Here is an 18,262-nt window from a genome sequence, read left to right on the forward strand (position 1 = left end):
CTCGATCGGTCACTTTACCTAGGCAAAAAGGTTCCATTTTTGCCCATTGGGCATCAGTAAGTATGTATCTATCCATAGTACTATTATAAATTAATCAGTAGCCTTTGTTAATTCTCAACAAGCCCTAGTCACAGCATATTAGTGACCATGTTCAGATGACATTTTCGCGTGTTCATCGGCATTCATACCGTGCTCATCAGAGCTTGCATGTTCTGTGGTATCTTCAGAAACTGCTTGAGCTCTTGCTTCACGCGCTTCTTTATCCGCTTGTGCTTTGGCCATGGCTTCTTCAGACATTGCAGGCGCATTTTTAAAAGCATGTTGCTGAGAGTTTTGTTGTGTTTGCTGACTTGGCATATAGTCAGGCTCATTGGTGATCGCAAGGTAGAAGATACCTAAGAAAATTCCACTTAAAATGAAAGCAATAATCAGTGCTTTCCAACCCCATGGTGATTTTTCAGGAGAAGTATTGTCAGTCATGTGCAACAGCCCAATTGAATAAAAATAAATCTAAAACTATGTAACTTTATAACACAAAAAACTGCGTCGGGCTTGAAAAGAATGCACTAAAATAAGTCAAAATTAGATGCTGAATCAGCAGGTTAATTTTGTTGTGTGCTGCGAGCGCAAAAAAGGGATCTGCTGATCCCTTTTTTAAGATTAAAGTTTTAGCGAATCTGACCCGATGATACCGACTCAACCAGACGTTGCGGTGCTTTAAAACGCTCACCGTATTTCGCTTCAAGTTGACTAGCTCGTTGTACAGCTTGGTCTAAACCATATTGATTTAAAAACTGAATTGCACCCCCTGTCCACGGCGCAAAACCAATCCCAAAGATCGAACCGATATTGGCATCAATCACAGACTCAAGGACATTTTCTTCATAACAACGTAGCGTATCGAGTGATTGTACAAACAAGAAGCGGTCAATCATTTCTTGTTCAGAAATATCTACATCTTTCTTCCAATGGTTCAAACCTTCCCAAAGATGTTTTTTTCCACCTTCCGGATAATCATAGAAACCCGCACCAGCAGCTTTACCTTTACGGTCAAAAGTATGAATCATGGTTTGAATCACATCATCTGCACCTGAACGCGGTAAATCTTTACCTTCAGCCTGAAGCGCCTTACGGGTTTCATTGGCAACATGCTCAGAAAGCGTTAATGCGACTTCATCTTGAATAGCCAATGGGCCAACTGGCATACCTGCTTTGAGTGCTGCCATTTCAATACGAGCTGGATGTACACCTTCATGCAGTAAACGCAGACCTTCTTGAACAAAAGTACCAAATACACGGCTGGTGAAGAAGCCACGGCTGTCATTGACAACAATCGGAATTTTGCCAATTTGCTGTACATAATCATATGCTTTTGCCAAAGTTTCAGCAGAAGTGTTTTTACCTTTAATGATTTCAACCAATTGCATCTTATCGACTGGGCTAAAGAAATGTAGACCAATGAAGTTTGCTTGATCTTTCGATGCATTTGCCAAACCAGTAATTGGTAATGTCGAGGTATTTGAAGCCATCACACCACCTTCTACAAGGAATGCTTCGGCTTCTTGAGTGACTTTCGCTTTAAGTTCTTGATTTTCAAATACCGCTTCGATAATTAAATCACAGCCTTTTAAATCTTCCGCAGATGCTGTAGCAGTAATTAAACTTAAAACCTGATCACGTTTTTCAGCCGTCATACGACCTTGCGATACCTTTTTATCCAGTAATTTTTGGCTATAGGCTTTACCTTTTTCTGCATTTTCTACAGAAACATCTTTCAATACAACGGGAACCCCTTTGATTGCTGTAGAGTAAGCAATACCTGCCCCCATCATACCTGCGCCAAGTACACCGACTTTACTTGCTTGCCATTTTGCAACGTCTTTAGGACGACTCGCACCTGCTTTAATTGCATTCATTCCATGCCAAAAAGTACCGATCATGTTTTTTGAAACTTGACCTGTAGCAAGATAAGTAAAATAACGTGATTCAATAGTCAGCGCTGTATCAACATCGACTTGCGCACCTTCAACCGCAGCCGCCATGATTGCTTCAGGTGCAGGATAGCAACCTTTGGTTTTATCACGTAGCATCGCTGGAGCAATCGCCAACATTTGCGCAACCGCAGGTGTTTTTGGATCACCACCCGGAATTTTATAACCTTTTACATCAAACGGTTGTTGTGATTTTGGATGTTCTTTTACCCAAGCGATGGCTTTATCCATCAACTCTTCAGGTGTTTCTGCAATGTCTTGAATTAAACCGAGAGATTTTGCTTTATCCACACCAAACTGCTTACCTTCCATTAAGAATGGAAAAGCATTTTGTAGACCTAAAAGGCGTACCATACGCACGATACCACCACCACCCGGTAGTAGACCTAAAGTTACTTCTGGAAGTCCAAATTTAGTCTTAGGATCATTCAATGCAATACGCGCATGACACCCTAAAGCGATTTCCCAACCACCACCTAAAGCAGTACCATTCAATGCTGCAACGACAGGAACACCTAGAGTTTCGATATGGCGAAACTCTGCTTTCATTTTCTGAATCATTTCAAAAAATGGTGTAGCATCTTCCAAACGTGCTTGGATCAACTCATCCAAATCGCCGCCTGCAAAGAAAGTTTTTTTCGCTGAACGGAAAATAATCCCTGTAATAGAAGTTTCAGATTTCAGTTTAGAAACAATATTTTCCAAAGCCACACGAAAATCACCATTCATGGTATTTGCAGATTGGTTTGGAGAATCTAAAGTCAAAATAATAATGCCATCGTCATTTTTTAGATATTGAATTGCGCTCATAAAGTTTTTATCCAAATGATTTTTTGAACTTGAAATGTATACTTCTGCATAGTTGTATGAATTTTCAGCATCGCAGAGTCATTCCAAATTTATTTTAATTTCGGGTTTAACCTTCGGTTCGACCTACTTTTGTTTCGGCAAAAGTAGGCAAAACCATTGTCATACGCAAAACCTGTTTTAATGACTATTCCTATCGAAAGGATTGCAAAAATATTAGATTCAAAAAATGGGTAGGTTGCGTATGACTGATTTGTGTATCAAATACTCAATAAAATTTAGGTGGTTATACCAACTCAATAATGGTCGCAATACCCATGCCACCACCCACACACAATGTTGCCAAGCCACGCTTTTTGCCTTGACGTTCTAATTCATCCAATAAAGTTCCGAGAATCATTGCACCTGTTGCTCCCAATGGATGCCCCATTGCAATTGCACCACCATTCACATTGACTTTCTCAGCAGGCACTTTTAATTCTGTCATAAAGCGCATCACCACAGATGCAAAGGCTTCATTGACTTCAAATAGATCAATATCGTCAATGGTTAAACCAGCTTTTGCCAATGCTTTACGAGCAGCAGGTGCAGGTCCTGTCAGCATAATGGTTGGATCTGAACCCACCAATGCGGTCGCCAATACTTTGGCACGCGGTTTTAAACCTTGTTCTTTGACCGCTTTCTCGGAAGCAAGTAATACAAGTGCTGCACCATCGACAATACCCGATGAGTTTCCTGCGTGATGCACATGGTTAATTTTTTGCGCTTCTGGATATTGTTGTAATGCAATCGCATCAAAACCCATTGCACCCATCATTTCAAAACTTGGATTGAGTTTTGCTAAACCTTCTGCTGTTGTTGACGGTTTGATAAATTCATCTTGATCTAAAATAGTCACGCCGGCTTTGTCTTTAATAGCAACCACTGATTGATTGAAATAACCCGCAGCTTGCGCAGCTGCTGCTTTGCGTTGCGAATTTGCTGCAAATGCATCCACATCTGAACGTGTATAACCATCCAATGTTGCAATTAAATCTGCGCCAATCCCTTGCGGAACAAAGTGTGATTTTAAATTGGTTTCAGGGTCTAATGCCCACGGGCCACCATCTGAACCCATTGCAATACGTGACATTGACTCAACACCACCTGCAACAACCACATCTTCCCAACCTGAACGTACTTTTTGCGCAGCCATGTTGACCGCTTCTAAGCCTGATGCACAAAAACGGTTAATTTGCACACCAGCAACATCATTGTCCCAACCTGCTGCAATTGCCGCAGTTTTTGCAATATCACCACCTTGGTCTGCAATTGGAGTAACACACCCTAAGACAATATCGTCTACTTTAGAGGTATCTAACTGATGACGATCTTTGAGTTCATTCAATAATGTTGTCAGTAACGTAATCGGCTTTACTTCATGCAATGAACCATCTTTCTTTCCTTTTCCGCGTGGTGTGCGAATGGCGTCAATGATATAAGCCTCGCTCATAGCTGTTCCTTTTTATGACTTTTAAGTTGTTATGCATTTGAGTGTACAAATTAATGGCCGTGATGCAATGACTAGAACGGGTCAGGTCAGATGAGTCTTTTTGCCAATAGACTGAAGATTTGGGCATAAAAAAACCCAAGATCGAAATCTTGGGTTTAGCAATGTGCCGAACCGTCGTTAAACTAAAAAATTAGTGATAGCCGTGTAGTTGGCGATATAAACCGGGTGTGACTCCAGTCCATTTCTTAAAGGCACGGTGGAAGGTACTGGTTTCACTAAAGCCCACTTGTTGTGCCACATCTTCTAAAGTCAAACCTGGGTTCAATAGTAGGTGGATTGCAGCATCACGACGTAATGCATCTTTCACGCCTTGGTAACTTTTACCTTCAGCAGCTAAGCGGCGACGCAGCGTTTGTGGAGATAAATACAGCATAGAAGCCACATCATTCAGAGTTGGCATTTCCTCACCAATTTGACTCTTCAATACATCACGAATACGTGAAGTAAGTGAGTTGGTGTTTTTAAATTTCACCAGCAACTGTGCAGGCGCGGCTTTTAAAAACTCTTCTAACGTTTCTTCATTTTGACGAATTGGTAAGTCCAAATAATCTGCGGCAAAAGTGATTTCGGTACGCGGCATGTCGAACTGCATCACAGGTGCGAAGAACAGGGCATCGTACTCATCTGCATGGGTCGGACGTTCATAACCAAAGTGCACACGTTCCAGCGGTAAACGACGTTCAATCAACCAAGACGCGAGACCATGCCAAATCATCAGCATACTTTCGGTAATGAAGTGATCTGGGTCCATCGATTTTGGAATCTGAGGAACAAGACGAGCTTCATGCTTGTCGCGCTCTAATGTCACCGACCACTCATCGCCAAACAATTTATAAAACTGTGAAGACAGTTCTAAAGCATCACCTAAGGTTTTGGCATGAATAATCAGCTGACACATGATGGCAAACGTACCTAAACGCCGTGGTTGCTTATCGAAGCCAACATGTTCGTCTTGGGTCACCATCCATAACATTTTAACGAAGCGAGTATATTGTTCTGGAGAAATACGGGCTTTAGGTTGACGCAGAAGTTCTGCCTCAATCCCTACGTGAGAAAGTAATGTTTCGACATCCATGCCGAGACGTTTTACGCCAGTTAAAGCCGCATTGACGAAATGGATACTAATGGTATCGCGGCTCATATTTAATCCTTCAGTCTCTTTTATATTCACTTGCGTTTGACCTAAATGACGCTAAAAAAAGTATTTTAGGCAATTTACACTAAAGTTTTTTGCCTTTTTACATGTTAAATTGCCGAAATGATCAAGGTAAATGGCTGAACATGACATTGTTTTGTTGCTTTTATATTTCTAAAATAGCTAAAAAATCAACATAAAAAGAGAAAATAAACATGGATATGGCATTGAAAGGATTGAAAGTTCTCGATTTTTCTACACTTTTACCCGGACCTTTTGCGACAATGTACTTAGCAGACCTAGGTGCAGAAGTGATCCACATCGAGTCTCCAACCCGCCCCGATCTGATCCGTTTAATGCCACCTTATGCCAATGGACAGGCCACAGCACATAGTTATCTCAATCGAAATAAGCATGCTGTCGCTCTGGATTTGAAAGATCCTGCCAATATTGAACTGATCAAATCGAAAATTTCAGACTATGACATTGTGATTGAACAATTCCGTCCAGGTGTGATGCAAAGATTGGGACTCGACTATCAGACCTTATCTGAAATTAATCCACGCTTGATCTATTGTTCCATTACGGGTTATGGGCAAACAGGGGGGTATCAAAATAAAGCAGGACACGATATCAACTATGTGGCTTTGTCAGGGATCGCGGGACATAGTGGTCGGCAGCACAGTGGACCACCACCAATGGGGATTCAAATTGCGGATATTGCAGGCGGCTCTTTGCATAGTGTGATTGGAATTTTAGCCGCAGTAATTGAAAGGCAGCGGAGTGGTTTGGGACAGTATATTGATATTTCCATGACCGACTGTGTGGTGGGGCTCAGTAGCATGGCCGCAGCTGCGAGCTTAGCAGGACAGGAAAAACAAGGGCCTGAGCAAAGCTACCTTAATGGTGCGACTTTTTATGACTATTATGAAACGCAAGATGGACGTTATTTATCGATTGGGAGTTTAGAGCCACAGTTTTTACATGGGTTGGCCCAGATTTTAGACTTGCCGATTGTGGATGAAAAAGGAGCCTCATTGGCAACCGAAGACCGTCAGGTGGTGAAACAAGCAATAAAAGACAAAATTAAAACCCAAGATTTTGCCACGTGGAATGCAATTTTTCAGCAGCAAGATGTCTGCGTTGAGCCTGTATTAAAGTTGGATGAAGCACTCGATTCGCAGTTAGCAAAAGATCGTACATGGGTGGTTTCTGTACCTTTACAAGAGGGGAGTACAAAAAGCGAACAACAATTAGCTTGTCCAATTAAGTTTTCACGTTCAAAAATAAGATATGAATTTATAGGCAAACCACTTGGTTTTGATTCCTTGTAAATATCATATAACGATAATTTGGATATATTTAAAACAAAAAAACGTCATAAAATGGGTTTTTATACAAATAAAGCGTATCATATCGATTAGTTGTAATTTTGTAAGAAAGGTCACCAATTATGAATAAATGTAAAAGAAGTTGGTGTTTTAACCTCAGTCTCTTAGCGCTCAGTTGCTGTTTTCAAAGTGTGTATGCTGCAAATGCCTTTGAGGCACAAAGCCCTTGGATGCTGGGTGACTGGAATGGTCAGCGCAGCGCATTACAGCAAAAAGGCTACGACTTTAGCTTTGGCTATACGGGTGAAATGGCAACATTGCTCGATGCCTCACATTCTTCAAGTCATGGTACCGAATATGCAGACCAGTTTGCATTTGGTACGCATTTCGATTTAGACAAGATTTTGGGCTGGCAGGATACTGAGGCCCAAATCACCATTACCGAACGCAATGGGCGTTCACTTTCTCAAACATCCGATGCTTTAGATGGACATTTAAGTTCCACTCAAGAAGTGTGGGGACGTGGTCAAACGTGGCGTTTAACGGATTTGTGGATTAAGAAAAAGTTCATGGATCAAAAGTTAGACATCAAAGTCGGTCGTTTTGGTGAAGGTGAAGACTTCAACAGTTTCGACTGTGATTTCCAAAACCTTGCGCTCTGTGGTTCTCAAGTTGGTAACTGGGTCGGTGACCAGTGGTACAACTGGCCTGTCAGCCAATGGGCTGCACGAGTCAAATATAACTTTCGGCCAGACCTGTATGCACAAGTCGGGGTGTATGAATATAACCCTGAAAACTTAGAACGTGGCAAAGGCTGGAACTTAAGTACTGACGGTTCGCAGGGAGCCATTATTCCTGCTGAAGTGGTGTGGCAACCTGCTGTAGGTGTAAATAAGTTACCTGGTGAATATCGTGCGGGTTATTACTACAGTTCGGCAGATGCCACAGACATTCAAAACCCACAGCAAACCTCTCATAAACAAGGTGGCTGGGTTGTTGCTAAGCAGCAACTCACAGCACATCACGGTGATACTGCACGTGGTTTAACAGGTTTTGTGAATCTCACACTACATGATTCCGATACCAATACGGTTCGAGACATGCAGAACATTGGTTTGGTCTATAAAGGCGCTTTTGATGCTCGTCCGCAAGATGAAATCGCGATTGGCCTAGCCCGTATTAATATCAATGATGATGTCAATGACGCGAATATTGCCAATAACAGCGTTGATACTCGTGGCTTACAAAGTGAAGAATATGATGCCGAGATTTACTACGGTATACATGCAGCTAACTGGTTAACCATTCGTCCCAATATCCAATATATTCGCCATGTAGGCGCGTATAAAAATGGTGAAAATGCATGGGTCGGCGGAATTAAATTCCAGACCGCATTTTAGTTTCTAGATCGATAAGTATTTGTCCAACAATATTGATAAATACTTTTTACGGTTGTTCAAAGCATAAAACTGTTCGAAATACGTCGTTTGGACAGATACTTAAAATCTAAAAACTGTCTAGGTGCTCATATCGATATTGAAACGATATGAGCTTTTAACAGAATCTAAGAAAAAGGTGGTCAATATGAGTACTCCGTCTTCAGGTTCAGGACTTAAAACTTTTACAGCTGTGATTGCTGTGATCTTTGGTTTAGTCCTGCTGATAGGAGGGATTTATCTTGCAGTGCTTGGTGGGTCTTGGTACTACATCATTGCAGGTTTACTCTTCATCGTGACTGCAGTTCTACTGCAAAAATTAAAAAGTACGGCATTAATCGTTTATGCGTTGTTGGTCTTGGGTACAGTGGTGTGGGGCTTATGGGAAGTGGGTTCAGACTTCTTTGCCTTGGCGCCACGTTTAGATATCCTTGGTTTATTTGGCTTATGGTTACTCATTCCAGCAGTCACACGTGGTTTTGACAATGCTAAAGGTGCAAAAATTGCTTTAACAGGTTCACTGGCAATTACCATTGCAGTGATGATCTATGCTGTATTTAATGACCCTCAAGAAATTCGAGGTGAGCTGAGCAGTAAGCAGCCTGCAACCGCGCAGTCCATTCCAGGTGTTGCTGATGGCGACTGGCCTGCATATGGCCGTACTCAATCGGGCTTGCGCTATTCTCCTTTAACGCAAATTAATTCTGAGAATGTTAAGGATTTAAAAGTCGCTTGGACCTATAACACAGGCGACTTTAAAACAGAAAATGACTCTGGTGAAACCACCAATCAGGTCACCCCAATTAAAGTTGGGGACAATATGTATATCTGTACCACGCACCAAAAACTGGTTGCACTTGACCCAGCTACAGGTAAGGCGAAATGGACTTTTGATCCGAAACTCAAAGCGGACAATACTTTTCAGCATTTAACCTGTCGTGGTGTGTCTTATTATGATGCGAACAATACGGCTGGTTTTGAAGCCAGCTTGCAGAATAAAAAGTCATCGTCTGCGCTATGTCCACGTAAAGTAATCCTACCTGTGAATGATGGCCGTTTAGTTGCCATCAACGCTGATACTGGTGAGCGTTGTACTGACTTTGGTAAAAATGGTGAAGTCGATTTACAAAAAGATATGCCGTTCCCTTATCCAGGCGGTTATATCCCAACGTCGCCACCTGTGGTCACAGGAACGACGATTATTATTGCGGGTTCAACCACAGATAACTATTCAACTGAAGAACCTTCAGGTGTGATCCGTGGTTATGATGTGAATACGGGTGCATTGTTGTGGGTCTTTGACACAGGTGCAGAAGATCCGAACGCGATTCCAGCTCCGGGTCAAAAGTATGTTCAAAACTCACCAAATGCATGGGCCCCATTAGCCTATGATGCAGCTTTGGATATCGTTTACATTCCAACGGGTGTGGGTACGCCAGATATTTGGGGTGGTAACCGTACTGAGTTGCATGAGCGTTATGCCAACTCAATGCTGGCACTGAATGCCTCAACAGGTAAATTGGTGTGGAATTTCCAAACCACGCATCATGATTTGTGGGATATGGATGTACCATCACAACCGACGTTGACGGATATTAAAGATAAGTCAGGCAAAATGGTTCCTGCCATTTACGTGTTAACGAAAACAGGCAATGCCTTTGTTCTAGACCGTCGTACTGGTGCAGCCATTGTTCCAATTACAGAAAAACCTGTACCACAAACAGTGAAACGTGGGCCGCAAACCAAAGGTGAGCGTTACTCTGCGACACAACCTTTCTCTGACTTTGACCTTGCGCCAAAAGAGAAATTGACGGATAAGCAAATGTGGGGCGCAACCATGTTTGACCAGTTGATGTGCCGTGTGTCTTTCCACAAACTGAATTATGACGGTATTTATACCCCACCTTCAGAAAATGGAACTTTGGTTTTCCCAGGCAACTTGGGTGTATTTGAATGGGGCGGTATGTCCGTTAACCCTGATCGTCAAATCGCGGTGATGAACCCAATCGGTTTACCGTTTGTATCTAAGCTTATTCCAGCCGATCCAAACCGTCCGAAAACAGCCAAAGGTGCAGGCACCGAAGCGGGTGTACAACCGATGTATGGTGTGCCTTACGGTGTTGAGATCAGTGCGTTCTTGTCTCCATTTGGTTTGCCATGTAAACAGCCAGCTTGGGGCTTTGTGGCGGGTGTAGATTTAAATACCCATGAAGTTGCATGGAAGCGTCGTATTGGTACGATCCGTGACAGCTTACCGGGGATTCAATTACCACCATTTAAAATGGGGGTGCCTATGCTTGGTGGTTCAATCTCAACTGCGGGTAATGTGATGTTTGTCGGTGGTACGCAGGATAATTATATCCGTGCCATCAACGTGACCAATGGTGATGAACTTTGGAAAGGTCGTCTACCAGCGGGCGGTCAAGCAACACCAATGACCTATGAAGCCAATGGCAAACAGTATGTGGTCATTATGGCGGGTGGTCATGGTTCATTTGGCACCAAGATGGGAGATGCTTTGGTGGCATATGCCTTACCCGATGCAAAATAATCTGCTGTAGTCATTTAAACTTTCAAATAGCCTGATTCGTCAGGCTATTTTTATATGCAGTCGGTTTAAAAGGGCAAAGTGACGAGGAGGAAAGAATAGAAAAATTGAGTTCTACCCAGATAAGCCGAGTTTAAAATTTACGTGGTAGCAATGAATGAATTAGTGTGTATGTGATCAGGTGAACGGAGTTAGCTGAATAATGTATAAGTATCTAATAAAAAATACTTTAATCAGAAAAAACCTTTAGGATTAGGGACAAACAGTACATCTACTTATCCTTATCAATAAAACAGCTATGAAATATGTAAAAAACGCATTTTGTTGATAGTTTAAATCTCGTTATGCTGTCAGCCGTTATAATGAAACTACTAGCTGTACGCCATGTATTTATATACTGATTTCGATCAGCAACTGATCAATGAACGTGTTGCACAGTTCCGTGACCAAACGGAACGTTATTTAGCTGGAAAACTCACTGAAGATGAGTACCGCCCATTACGTCTTCAAAACGGTCTATATGTACAACGCTATGCGCCAATGTTACGTATTGCTGTGCCTTATGGCTTGATGAACTCAACGCAATTGCGCAAAGTTGCACAACTTGCAACTGAGTTTGACCGTGGTTATGCACACGTTTCAACGCGTCAGAATATTCAGTTTAACTGGCCTGCGCTAGAAAATGTTCCAGACATGCTTCAAGAGCTAGCTTCTGTACAAATGCATGCGATCCAAACTTCGGGTAACTGTATTCGTAACACGACTACAGACCAATATGCAGGTGTGGTTGCTGGTGAAGTGGCTGACCCACGTCCAACGTGTGAATTGATCCGTCAATGGTCAACCTTCCACCCAGAATTTGCCTTCTTGCCACGTAAGTTCAAGATTGCTGTATCAGCACTTGAAGAAACTGATCGTGCAGCGACATCATTCCATGATATTGGGGTGTATATCGTTAAAAATGAAGCGGGCGAAATTGGCTATAAAATTAAAGTCGGTGGTGGCTTAGGTCGTACCCCTGTGATTGGTAGTTTCATTCGTGAGTTCTTGCCACGTGAAGACCTGATTGCTTACTTAGAAGCCGTACTGCGTGTTTATAACTTACACGGTCGCCGTGATAACAAATACAAAGCACGTATTAAGATTTTGGTGAAAGCGTTGACGCCTCAAGTTTTTGCTGAGAAAGTCGAAGCTGAGTTTGCGCACACCATTAAAACTTTAAAAATTAAGCCTGAAATTTTGCAGAAATTAGACGAAGAATTTATACCGTTTGATTATCAAGATTATGCAGATGAAGATTTTTCTGAACAGTTTGCTGCACATCCGAAATTTAAACAGTGGTTCAATATCAATACCAGTGCGCATAAAGTGAAGGGCTACCGTATTGTAACGATTTCGTTGAAGCGTACGGGTATTGCACCGGGTGACGTGACCACGGAAGAGATGAATTTGATTGCAGATCTTGCAGACAAATACACCTTTGGTGAACTGCGGACCACGCATGAGCAAAATATTTCTTTGGTAGATGTGCCACAGAAGGATTTATTTGAACTGTGGACTATTCTTGAGAAAAACAATCTAGCGCGTGCACACATTGGTTTCTTAACCGACATTATCTGCTGCCCAGGCGGTGACTTCTGTTCACTGGCAAATGCGAAATCGATTCCTATTTCAGAAGCGATTTCACGCCGTTTTGATGACTTAGATACCATTTATAACCTTGGCAAACTGGATCTGAATATTTCAGGTTGTATGAATGCATGTGGTCATCACCATGTGGGCAACATTGGTATTTTAGGTGTAGACAAAAAAGGCGCTGAATTCTACCAAATCACTTTGGGTGGTAATGCCGATCATGATGCTTCAATTGGTGACATTTTAGGCCCTTCATTTGCAGCTGAAGTTGTGCCAGACATCGTTGAAGAAATTTTAAATACTTATCTTGACCTTCGTGCTGAGGGTGAAGAATTCATTGATACTTATCGCCGTGTAGGCATTCAACCTTTTAAGGAGCGTGCATATGCTTAATACAGCACTACAAGTCCTCTCTAAAGATGGTTCGATTGCAGACAATACTTACCAAGTGATTGGTGAAGATGGTGTTTTACCGCAAGGTGATGTGGTTTTAACGGTTGAGCAGTTAGATCAATTAGCTGAAGTTTCGGGTAAAAAAGCACTACTGGTTACAGTCGATGCTTCTCCTGAAACGCATGAGTTCCCTTTAGATCAGCTAGATGCCATCTTTATTGATTTTGCCGGTTTTAACGATGGTCGTGGCTATTCATTTGCAGCGCTATTACGTCGCCAAGGTTTCCAAGGTGAACTACGTGCAACAGGTGATGTGTTTAAAGATGTCTTGAACTACATGAAACGTTCAGGCTTTGATACCTTTGTCATTAAAGAAGGTAAAGACATTCTTGAGGCTGCAGTGGGTTTAAATGATTTTAGAAATCCATATCAAGCATCAACAGCCGTTGCACAAGCCAGTTATCAAACGGGCGCTTAATTTTTTAAGCAAGCAATGAAAAGCTGGACTTCGGTTCAGCTTTTTTGTATTTATATGCAGCATTTTTGATGAACAAATTGAAGCAAAAGAAGCAGGTAAATTGGACATGATGGCACTTTTTGCAAAAATTAATCCCGGTGTCATTTGGTTACTTATTGCTATTGCTACAGATGTCCTTTCGACTTTTTATTCCGCCAAAGGTAATGGCTTGGTCAATAAGTTGGATCAAGGTATTGCACTGGTGCTTTATATGATTTCTTTTGCGTGTGCAGCCTATGCCTTGAAATTTATGCAAGCGGGAATTTTATATGTGCTGTGGTCTGGCATTGGTGTCATCGCTACAGCACTCCTTGCTAAAGCATTTTTAGGGCAGAACATCGATTTGGCTGGATGGCTCGGTATCGGTTTTATTACCTTGGGGCTCACTATTATTGCGCAATTCTCAAATATTGATGTTTAAAAAGAAGATGCATTTTATCCTTCTTCTAATTGGCAATTCACCATCCACTTCACTCCAAATTGATCGGTAAATGCACCATAGAGTGCGCCCCAAAATGTTTTCTCTAGAGGCATCTCTATTTTTCCATTGGCTGAAAGTGCATCAAATAAGCGTTTTGCATCGGCTTGTTCATGGGCATCTAAGTTAATCGAAATATAGTGGTTGTTGCCTACAGTAAAAACAGTATTGCTCTGAGCACAAAACTGATCGTTAGTATCCGAAGCCGTCAGAATCGTGCTGGCATTGATGGGAAGTGAAACATACATGATTTTTTGTTGGTCAGCGTCGGAAAGGGTAACTGAACTTTCATCTGAAGGTAAGTCTCCATAACGCATGAACGTTGCAAACTCTCCACCAAAGACAGACTTGTAAAAATTAAAAGCGGCTTAAGTTTGACCATTAAAGTTGAGGTAGTGATTCAGTTGCATTGTCTTATCCTTGTTGTTTTTTTCGTCGTTATTTTAACAAGTCGTTAAGATCGCCCCCTAATACAATCCTGTAATAAAAAATCCCTCGCAGTCGAGGGATTTTCATAAATGTCGCTTTTATATCAACTAATCATCCAATCTTTTATTGTATAAAATATGTCAATAAAAGAGGGCTACTTGCATATTAAAGTAATTCAATCGCTACAGCCGTTGCTTCACCACCGCCGATGCATAGTGTCGCAATCCCTTTTTTACCACCTGTACGTTTAAGCGCATGAATCAAAGTTAGGATAATACGTGAACCAGTTGAACCGACAGGGTGACCCAGTGCGCAAGCTCCACCATTGATGTTCACTTTTGCTGGATCAAGTTTGAAGTCATCGATTGGACACATGGTCACCATTGCAAAAGCTTCATTGATTTCCCAAAGGTCTACGTCCTGTGCATTCCAACCTGTTTTCTTAAGCACTTTTTCAATTGCACCGACTGGTGCAATAGTGAACTCTGATGGATGTTGTGAGTTCGATGCATAAGCCACAATTTTCGCTAATGGTGCTAAACCTTTGTTCGATGCATTTTCTGCTGAAGTTAAAACCAGTGCGGATGCACCATCCGAGATTGAGCTTGCATTTGCAGCAGTGATAGTTCCATCTTTAGCGAAAGCAGGACGAAGGCTTGGAATTTTTGCAATATTGGCATTGAACGGTTGTTCATCTTTATCAACGACAACATCACCTTTGCGAGATGAAACGGTCACAGGCACGATTTCATCTGCAAAGTAACCTTCGTTGACCGCTGTTTGTGCACGCTCTAAAGAACGAATCGCGAAGGCATCCATTTGCTCACGCGTATAGCCACGGGTATTGGCCATATCTTGTGCAAAAGAACCCATCAATCGACCTGTTTCTGCATCTTCTAAGCCATCAAGGAACATGTGGTCTTTGACATCGCCATGTCCCATACGGTAGCCCGCACGCGCTTTGGTTAAAATATAAGGAGCATTGGTCATCGACTCCATGCCACCTGCAACCACGATATTTGCTGAACCAGCTTTGATCATATCCGCAGCTTGCATTACCGCTTTCATGCCAGAACCACATAATTTATTGATGGTCACGGCACCTGTTGAATCAGGTAAACCTGCTTGGCGCATAGCTTGACGTGCTGGACCTTGCTTTAATCCCGCAGGTAGAACACAGCCCATGATTACTTCTTCTACATCGTTTGCGTGTAGGCTAGCACGAGCAATCGCTTCTTTAATCGTCACAGCACCGAGTTCAGGCGCGGTTACACTGGCTAAACTGCCTTGAAAACCGCCCATTGCCGTACGAGCACCATTCACAATTACGATGTCTGTCATTTTCTTCTCCGAATCACTTATGCGTTTTGTTGGAAACTTAAGCAGTATATGCAAATTTGCTAGCGAGAAAAGCTGAAAACGTGATTATGGACTCATGGGTCTAGTTACAAGTATTGATGAGTTCTGTTCGGGTCTGCCCCATTTTACTCATGACCAGTTTAAAGTGATCCTGACTTTGTATAGAGCAGTAATAGAAGGTTCCATTTGAGCCAAGGGGGAGGCCATTTTCAGCTTTAAAGCTTAAGGATGGAAGACTGAGGGTGCCGCGCCAATCAAGATTGCCATATTTAAGCTGTTGTTGTTCTGTCCGAATAATCGTTTCATTGGTATCTACTCGTCGGTTTTTATTATTATCGATAAATACAATAAAACCTGTGTTCCATTGATGATTTTGGCATTGAACAAGGTCTTGACTCGGACAAATGGTGATATTTTGACGTTGCAGGTTAGCCATGTTTTTGGCTGCCTGAATACTATTTCTTAATGTATTCAGTGTTTTGCTTCGCTCTTGTGAGGCCATATACTGATGAAAGTGAGGAAGTGCGATTGTACAAATGATCAGAATAATGCTAATGGTGATCATGAGTTCAAATAATGTGAACCCTTTTTTATTTATAAAAAACATATGGTTATCCAGTTTTATTGTTGTGGGCTATTTTTAATTTATTAAAGCTTTGTTTATCAAACAAATTTTATACATAATTAGTAGTACTCAACTTGTTTAAAAAACTGTTAAAATGTAAGACAAGTGAAAATAAGCTATTCGCAAGTAAAAATTGAGTAAAAAATTACCGAATTACAACGGAATTTGTAAGTAATTTTGTCAATAATTTACTTGATTAAAGTTATCAAGCACTTGGAAAAAAAATAAAGTGTTTGTATGATTCATTGCGAATAGCTTAAAAATAAAACTGGGGTATAAAAAAGCCTATCTCAGAATGGTTAAATAATTTTAAGCTTAAGCTTGAAAAACAATTGTTATCTCTGGAGGATAAATCCATGAAAATGAGTCGTATTGCATTAGCAATGCTCGTAGCTGCTCCTTTAGCTGCTGCAAACGCGGGCGTAACTGTTACTCCATTAATGCTTGGTTACACTTTCCAAGACAGTAAACACAATAATAGCTGGGATGATCATTTAACAGGTGGTCCTGAGCTACAAGACGATTTATTCGTTGGTGCAGCGCTTGGTGTTGAATTGACTCCTTGGTTAGGTTTCGAAGCTGAATACAACCAAGTTAAAGGTGATGTTGAAGGTGATGTACCTGCTGGTGCTGAATACAAACAAACTCAAATCAACGGTAACTTCTACGCTACTTCTGATTTGATCACTAAAAACTACGACAGCAAAATCAAGCCGTATGTACTTTTAGGTGCTGGTCACTACAAGTATAAAGGTGATGGTTCACTTTCTGGCGAAGGCTGGAAAGATGAAGGTACTTTAGGTAATGCTGGTTTCGGTGCTTTCTGGCGCTTGAACGATGCTTTATCTCTACGTACTGAAGCTCGTGCTACTTACAACATCGATGAAGATTTCTGGAACTACACAGCGCTTGCTGGTCTTAACGTAGTTCTTGGTGGTCACTTGAAACCTGCTGCTCCAGTAGTAGAAGTTGCTCCAGTTGAGCCAGTTGCTCCAGTTCAACCACAAGAGTTAACTGAAGACCTTAACATGGAACTTCGTGTGTTCTTTGATACAAACAAATCAAACATCAAAGATCAATACAAGCCAGAAATCGCTAAAGTTGCTGAGAAGTTAGTGGAATATCCAAATGCTACTGCTCGCATCGAAGGTCACACAGACAACACTGGTCCACGTGCATTGAACGAACGTTTATCTTTAGCTCGTGCTAACTCTGTTAAATCGTCTCTAGTAAACGAATACAACGTTGACCCAGCTCGTTTGTCTACTCAAGGTTTCGCTTGGGACCAACCGATTGCTGACAACAAAACTAAAGAAGGTCGTGCTATGAACCGTCGTGTATTCGCGACAATTTCTGGCAGCCGTACAGTTCAAGCTCAATAATCTGAGTTTTAACTAAAAAACGACTCTTCGGAGTCGTTTTTTTATGTCTAAAATAATGAAATTTATGTTAACTCACATCGTTGAAAATAAACTCAAGCTCAATACAAGAGCCTTTAAGGCTTACGGTGTTCATGTTTATTTACGTATAGGATATTAAATACAGTTAGAAGTATTTCATTTTAGAGGATGAATATAAGAAGAATGAAGAGTGGATTTTAGTCACTCATGCTTCACGACATTGATAATAACTTTGCCTTTAGAATGAATGGATATTTTTAGTTATCTGGTTTTACAGGGATTTGTTTGCCATCGAGATAACATTTCTAGCTTGGGATAATTTGAAGTTACTTTATTTTCTGTCTAAAAATTAGATAGAGATCAGTACTCAATGATCCGTAACATTTGGTTATGGCAGTGCGAATAGGGAGGGAGCTAAATCAAGTATGTCCTTTTTAATGCCTAAGTATGTCAATTGTTTATCGCATAAGTGAACGGATGCAGGTTGCAGAATATTAACTAATTTTAGGCTAGATCCGAATCATGTGTATCGCTTTTATGTGACGTCAATAATTGGACTGCCTTATTGAAAATTTCTTTATTAATTAATGTATTATGTTTTGAATGAAAGAATAAAAAATGAAATG

The 18,262-nt window shown here is 41.4% G+C and carries 13 protein-coding genes and 1 pseudogene; 7 read left to right on the forward strand and 7 right to left on the reverse strand.

Going from position 1 to position 18,262, the window contains the following annotated elements:
• Positions 1–138: 138 nt before the first annotated feature.
• The 4 genes from MF4642_RS12525 to MF4642_RS12540 form a co-directional block, all read right to left on the reverse strand.
• On the reverse strand, positions 139–480 hold the full coding sequence (locus tag MF4642_RS12525; protein WP_078426430.1) for a hypothetical protein: 342 nt from the start codon (positions 478–480) through the stop codon (positions 139–141).
• 188 nt (positions 481–668) lie between these two features.
• A complete protein-coding gene (locus tag MF4642_RS12530) occupies positions 669–2,801 on the reverse strand; it encodes a 3-hydroxyacyl-CoA dehydrogenase NAD-binding domain-containing protein (protein ID WP_078426431.1) in 2,133 nt (710 codons plus the stop codon).
• Between the two features lie 283 nt (positions 2,802–3,084).
• Positions 3,085–4,290, reverse strand: a complete 1,206-nt coding sequence (locus tag MF4642_RS12535) for an acetyl-CoA C-acetyltransferase (protein WP_078426432.1) — start codon at positions 4,288–4,290, stop codon at positions 3,085–3,087.
• A 190-nt stretch (positions 4,291–4,480) separates the two neighbouring features.
• A complete protein-coding gene (locus MF4642_RS12540) occupies positions 4,481–5,491 on the reverse strand; it encodes an AraC family transcriptional regulator (protein ID WP_004695134.1) in 1,011 nt (336 codons plus the stop codon).
• Between the two features lie 209 nt (positions 5,492–5,700).
• On the opposite strand from MF4642_RS12540, the gene MF4642_RS12545 reads away from it, so the two are divergent.
• From MF4642_RS12545 to MF4642_RS12570, 6 genes are all read left to right on the forward strand, one after another.
• Entirely contained in the window at positions 5,701–6,819 is a 1,119-nt protein-coding gene (locus MF4642_RS12545; protein ID WP_078426433.1) for a CaiB/BaiF CoA transferase family protein, read from the forward strand.
• Between the two features lie 119 nt (positions 6,820–6,938).
• Positions 6,939–8,216: a carbohydrate porin gene (locus MF4642_RS12550; RefSeq protein ID WP_078426434.1), complete on the forward strand. Its 1,278-nt coding sequence runs from the start codon at positions 6,939–6,941 to the stop codon at positions 8,214–8,216.
• A gap of 184 nt (positions 8,217–8,400) precedes the next feature.
• On the forward strand, positions 8,401–10,803 hold the full coding sequence (locus tag MF4642_RS12555; protein WP_078426435.1) for a glucose/quinate/shikimate family membrane-bound PQQ-dependent dehydrogenase: 2,403 nt from the start codon (positions 8,401–8,403) through the stop codon (positions 10,801–10,803).
• Positions 10,804–11,184: 381 nt separating this feature from the next.
• On the forward strand, positions 11,185–12,828 hold the full coding sequence (locus tag MF4642_RS12560; RefSeq protein WP_078426436.1) for a nitrite/sulfite reductase: 1,644 nt from the start codon (positions 11,185–11,187) through the stop codon (positions 12,826–12,828).
• The gene (locus MF4642_RS12565) at positions 12,821–13,306 is read left to right on the forward strand and encodes a DUF934 domain-containing protein (protein WP_058870223.1); all 486 of its coding nucleotides are present in this window, start codon (positions 12,821–12,823) and stop codon (positions 13,304–13,306) included. The genes MF4642_RS12560 and MF4642_RS12565 overlap by 8 nt, the downstream gene beginning before the upstream one ends.
• A 106-nt stretch (positions 13,307–13,412) precedes the next feature.
• Positions 13,413–13,766, forward strand: coding sequence for a DMT family transporter (locus tag MF4642_RS12570; protein ID WP_058870222.1), 354 nt, complete (start codon positions 13,413–13,415; stop codon positions 13,764–13,766).
• A gap of 14 nt (positions 13,767–13,780) precedes the next feature.
• Here the strand turns inward: MF4642_RS12570 and MF4642_RS12575 are convergent.
• The 3 genes and pseudogenes from MF4642_RS12575 to MF4642_RS12585 form a co-directional block, all read right to left on the reverse strand.
• Positions 13,781–14,233: pseudogene (locus MF4642_RS12575) on the reverse strand (VOC family protein).
• A gap of 184 nt (positions 14,234–14,417) precedes the next feature.
• Positions 14,418–15,593, reverse strand: a complete 1,176-nt coding sequence (locus MF4642_RS12580; protein WP_078426437.1) for a thiolase family protein — start codon at positions 15,591–15,593, stop codon at positions 14,418–14,420.
• Between the two features lie 100 nt (positions 15,594–15,693).
• Entirely contained in the window at positions 15,694–16,218 is a 525-nt protein-coding gene (locus tag MF4642_RS12585; protein WP_078426438.1) for a GspH/FimT family protein, read from the reverse strand.
• 374 nt (positions 16,219–16,592) lie between these two features.
• On the opposite strand from MF4642_RS12585, the gene omp38 reads away from it, so the two are divergent.
• Entirely contained in the window at positions 16,593–17,618 is a 1,026-nt protein-coding gene (gene omp38, locus MF4642_RS12590; RefSeq protein WP_078426439.1) for an outer membrane protein Omp38, read from the forward strand.
• Positions 17,619–18,262: the final 644 nt, after the last annotated feature.

The sequence above is a fragment of the Acinetobacter sp. MF4642 genome (assembly GCF_002018925.1).
Lineage (GTDB): Bacteria > Pseudomonadota > Gammaproteobacteria > Pseudomonadales > Moraxellaceae > Acinetobacter > Acinetobacter johnsonii.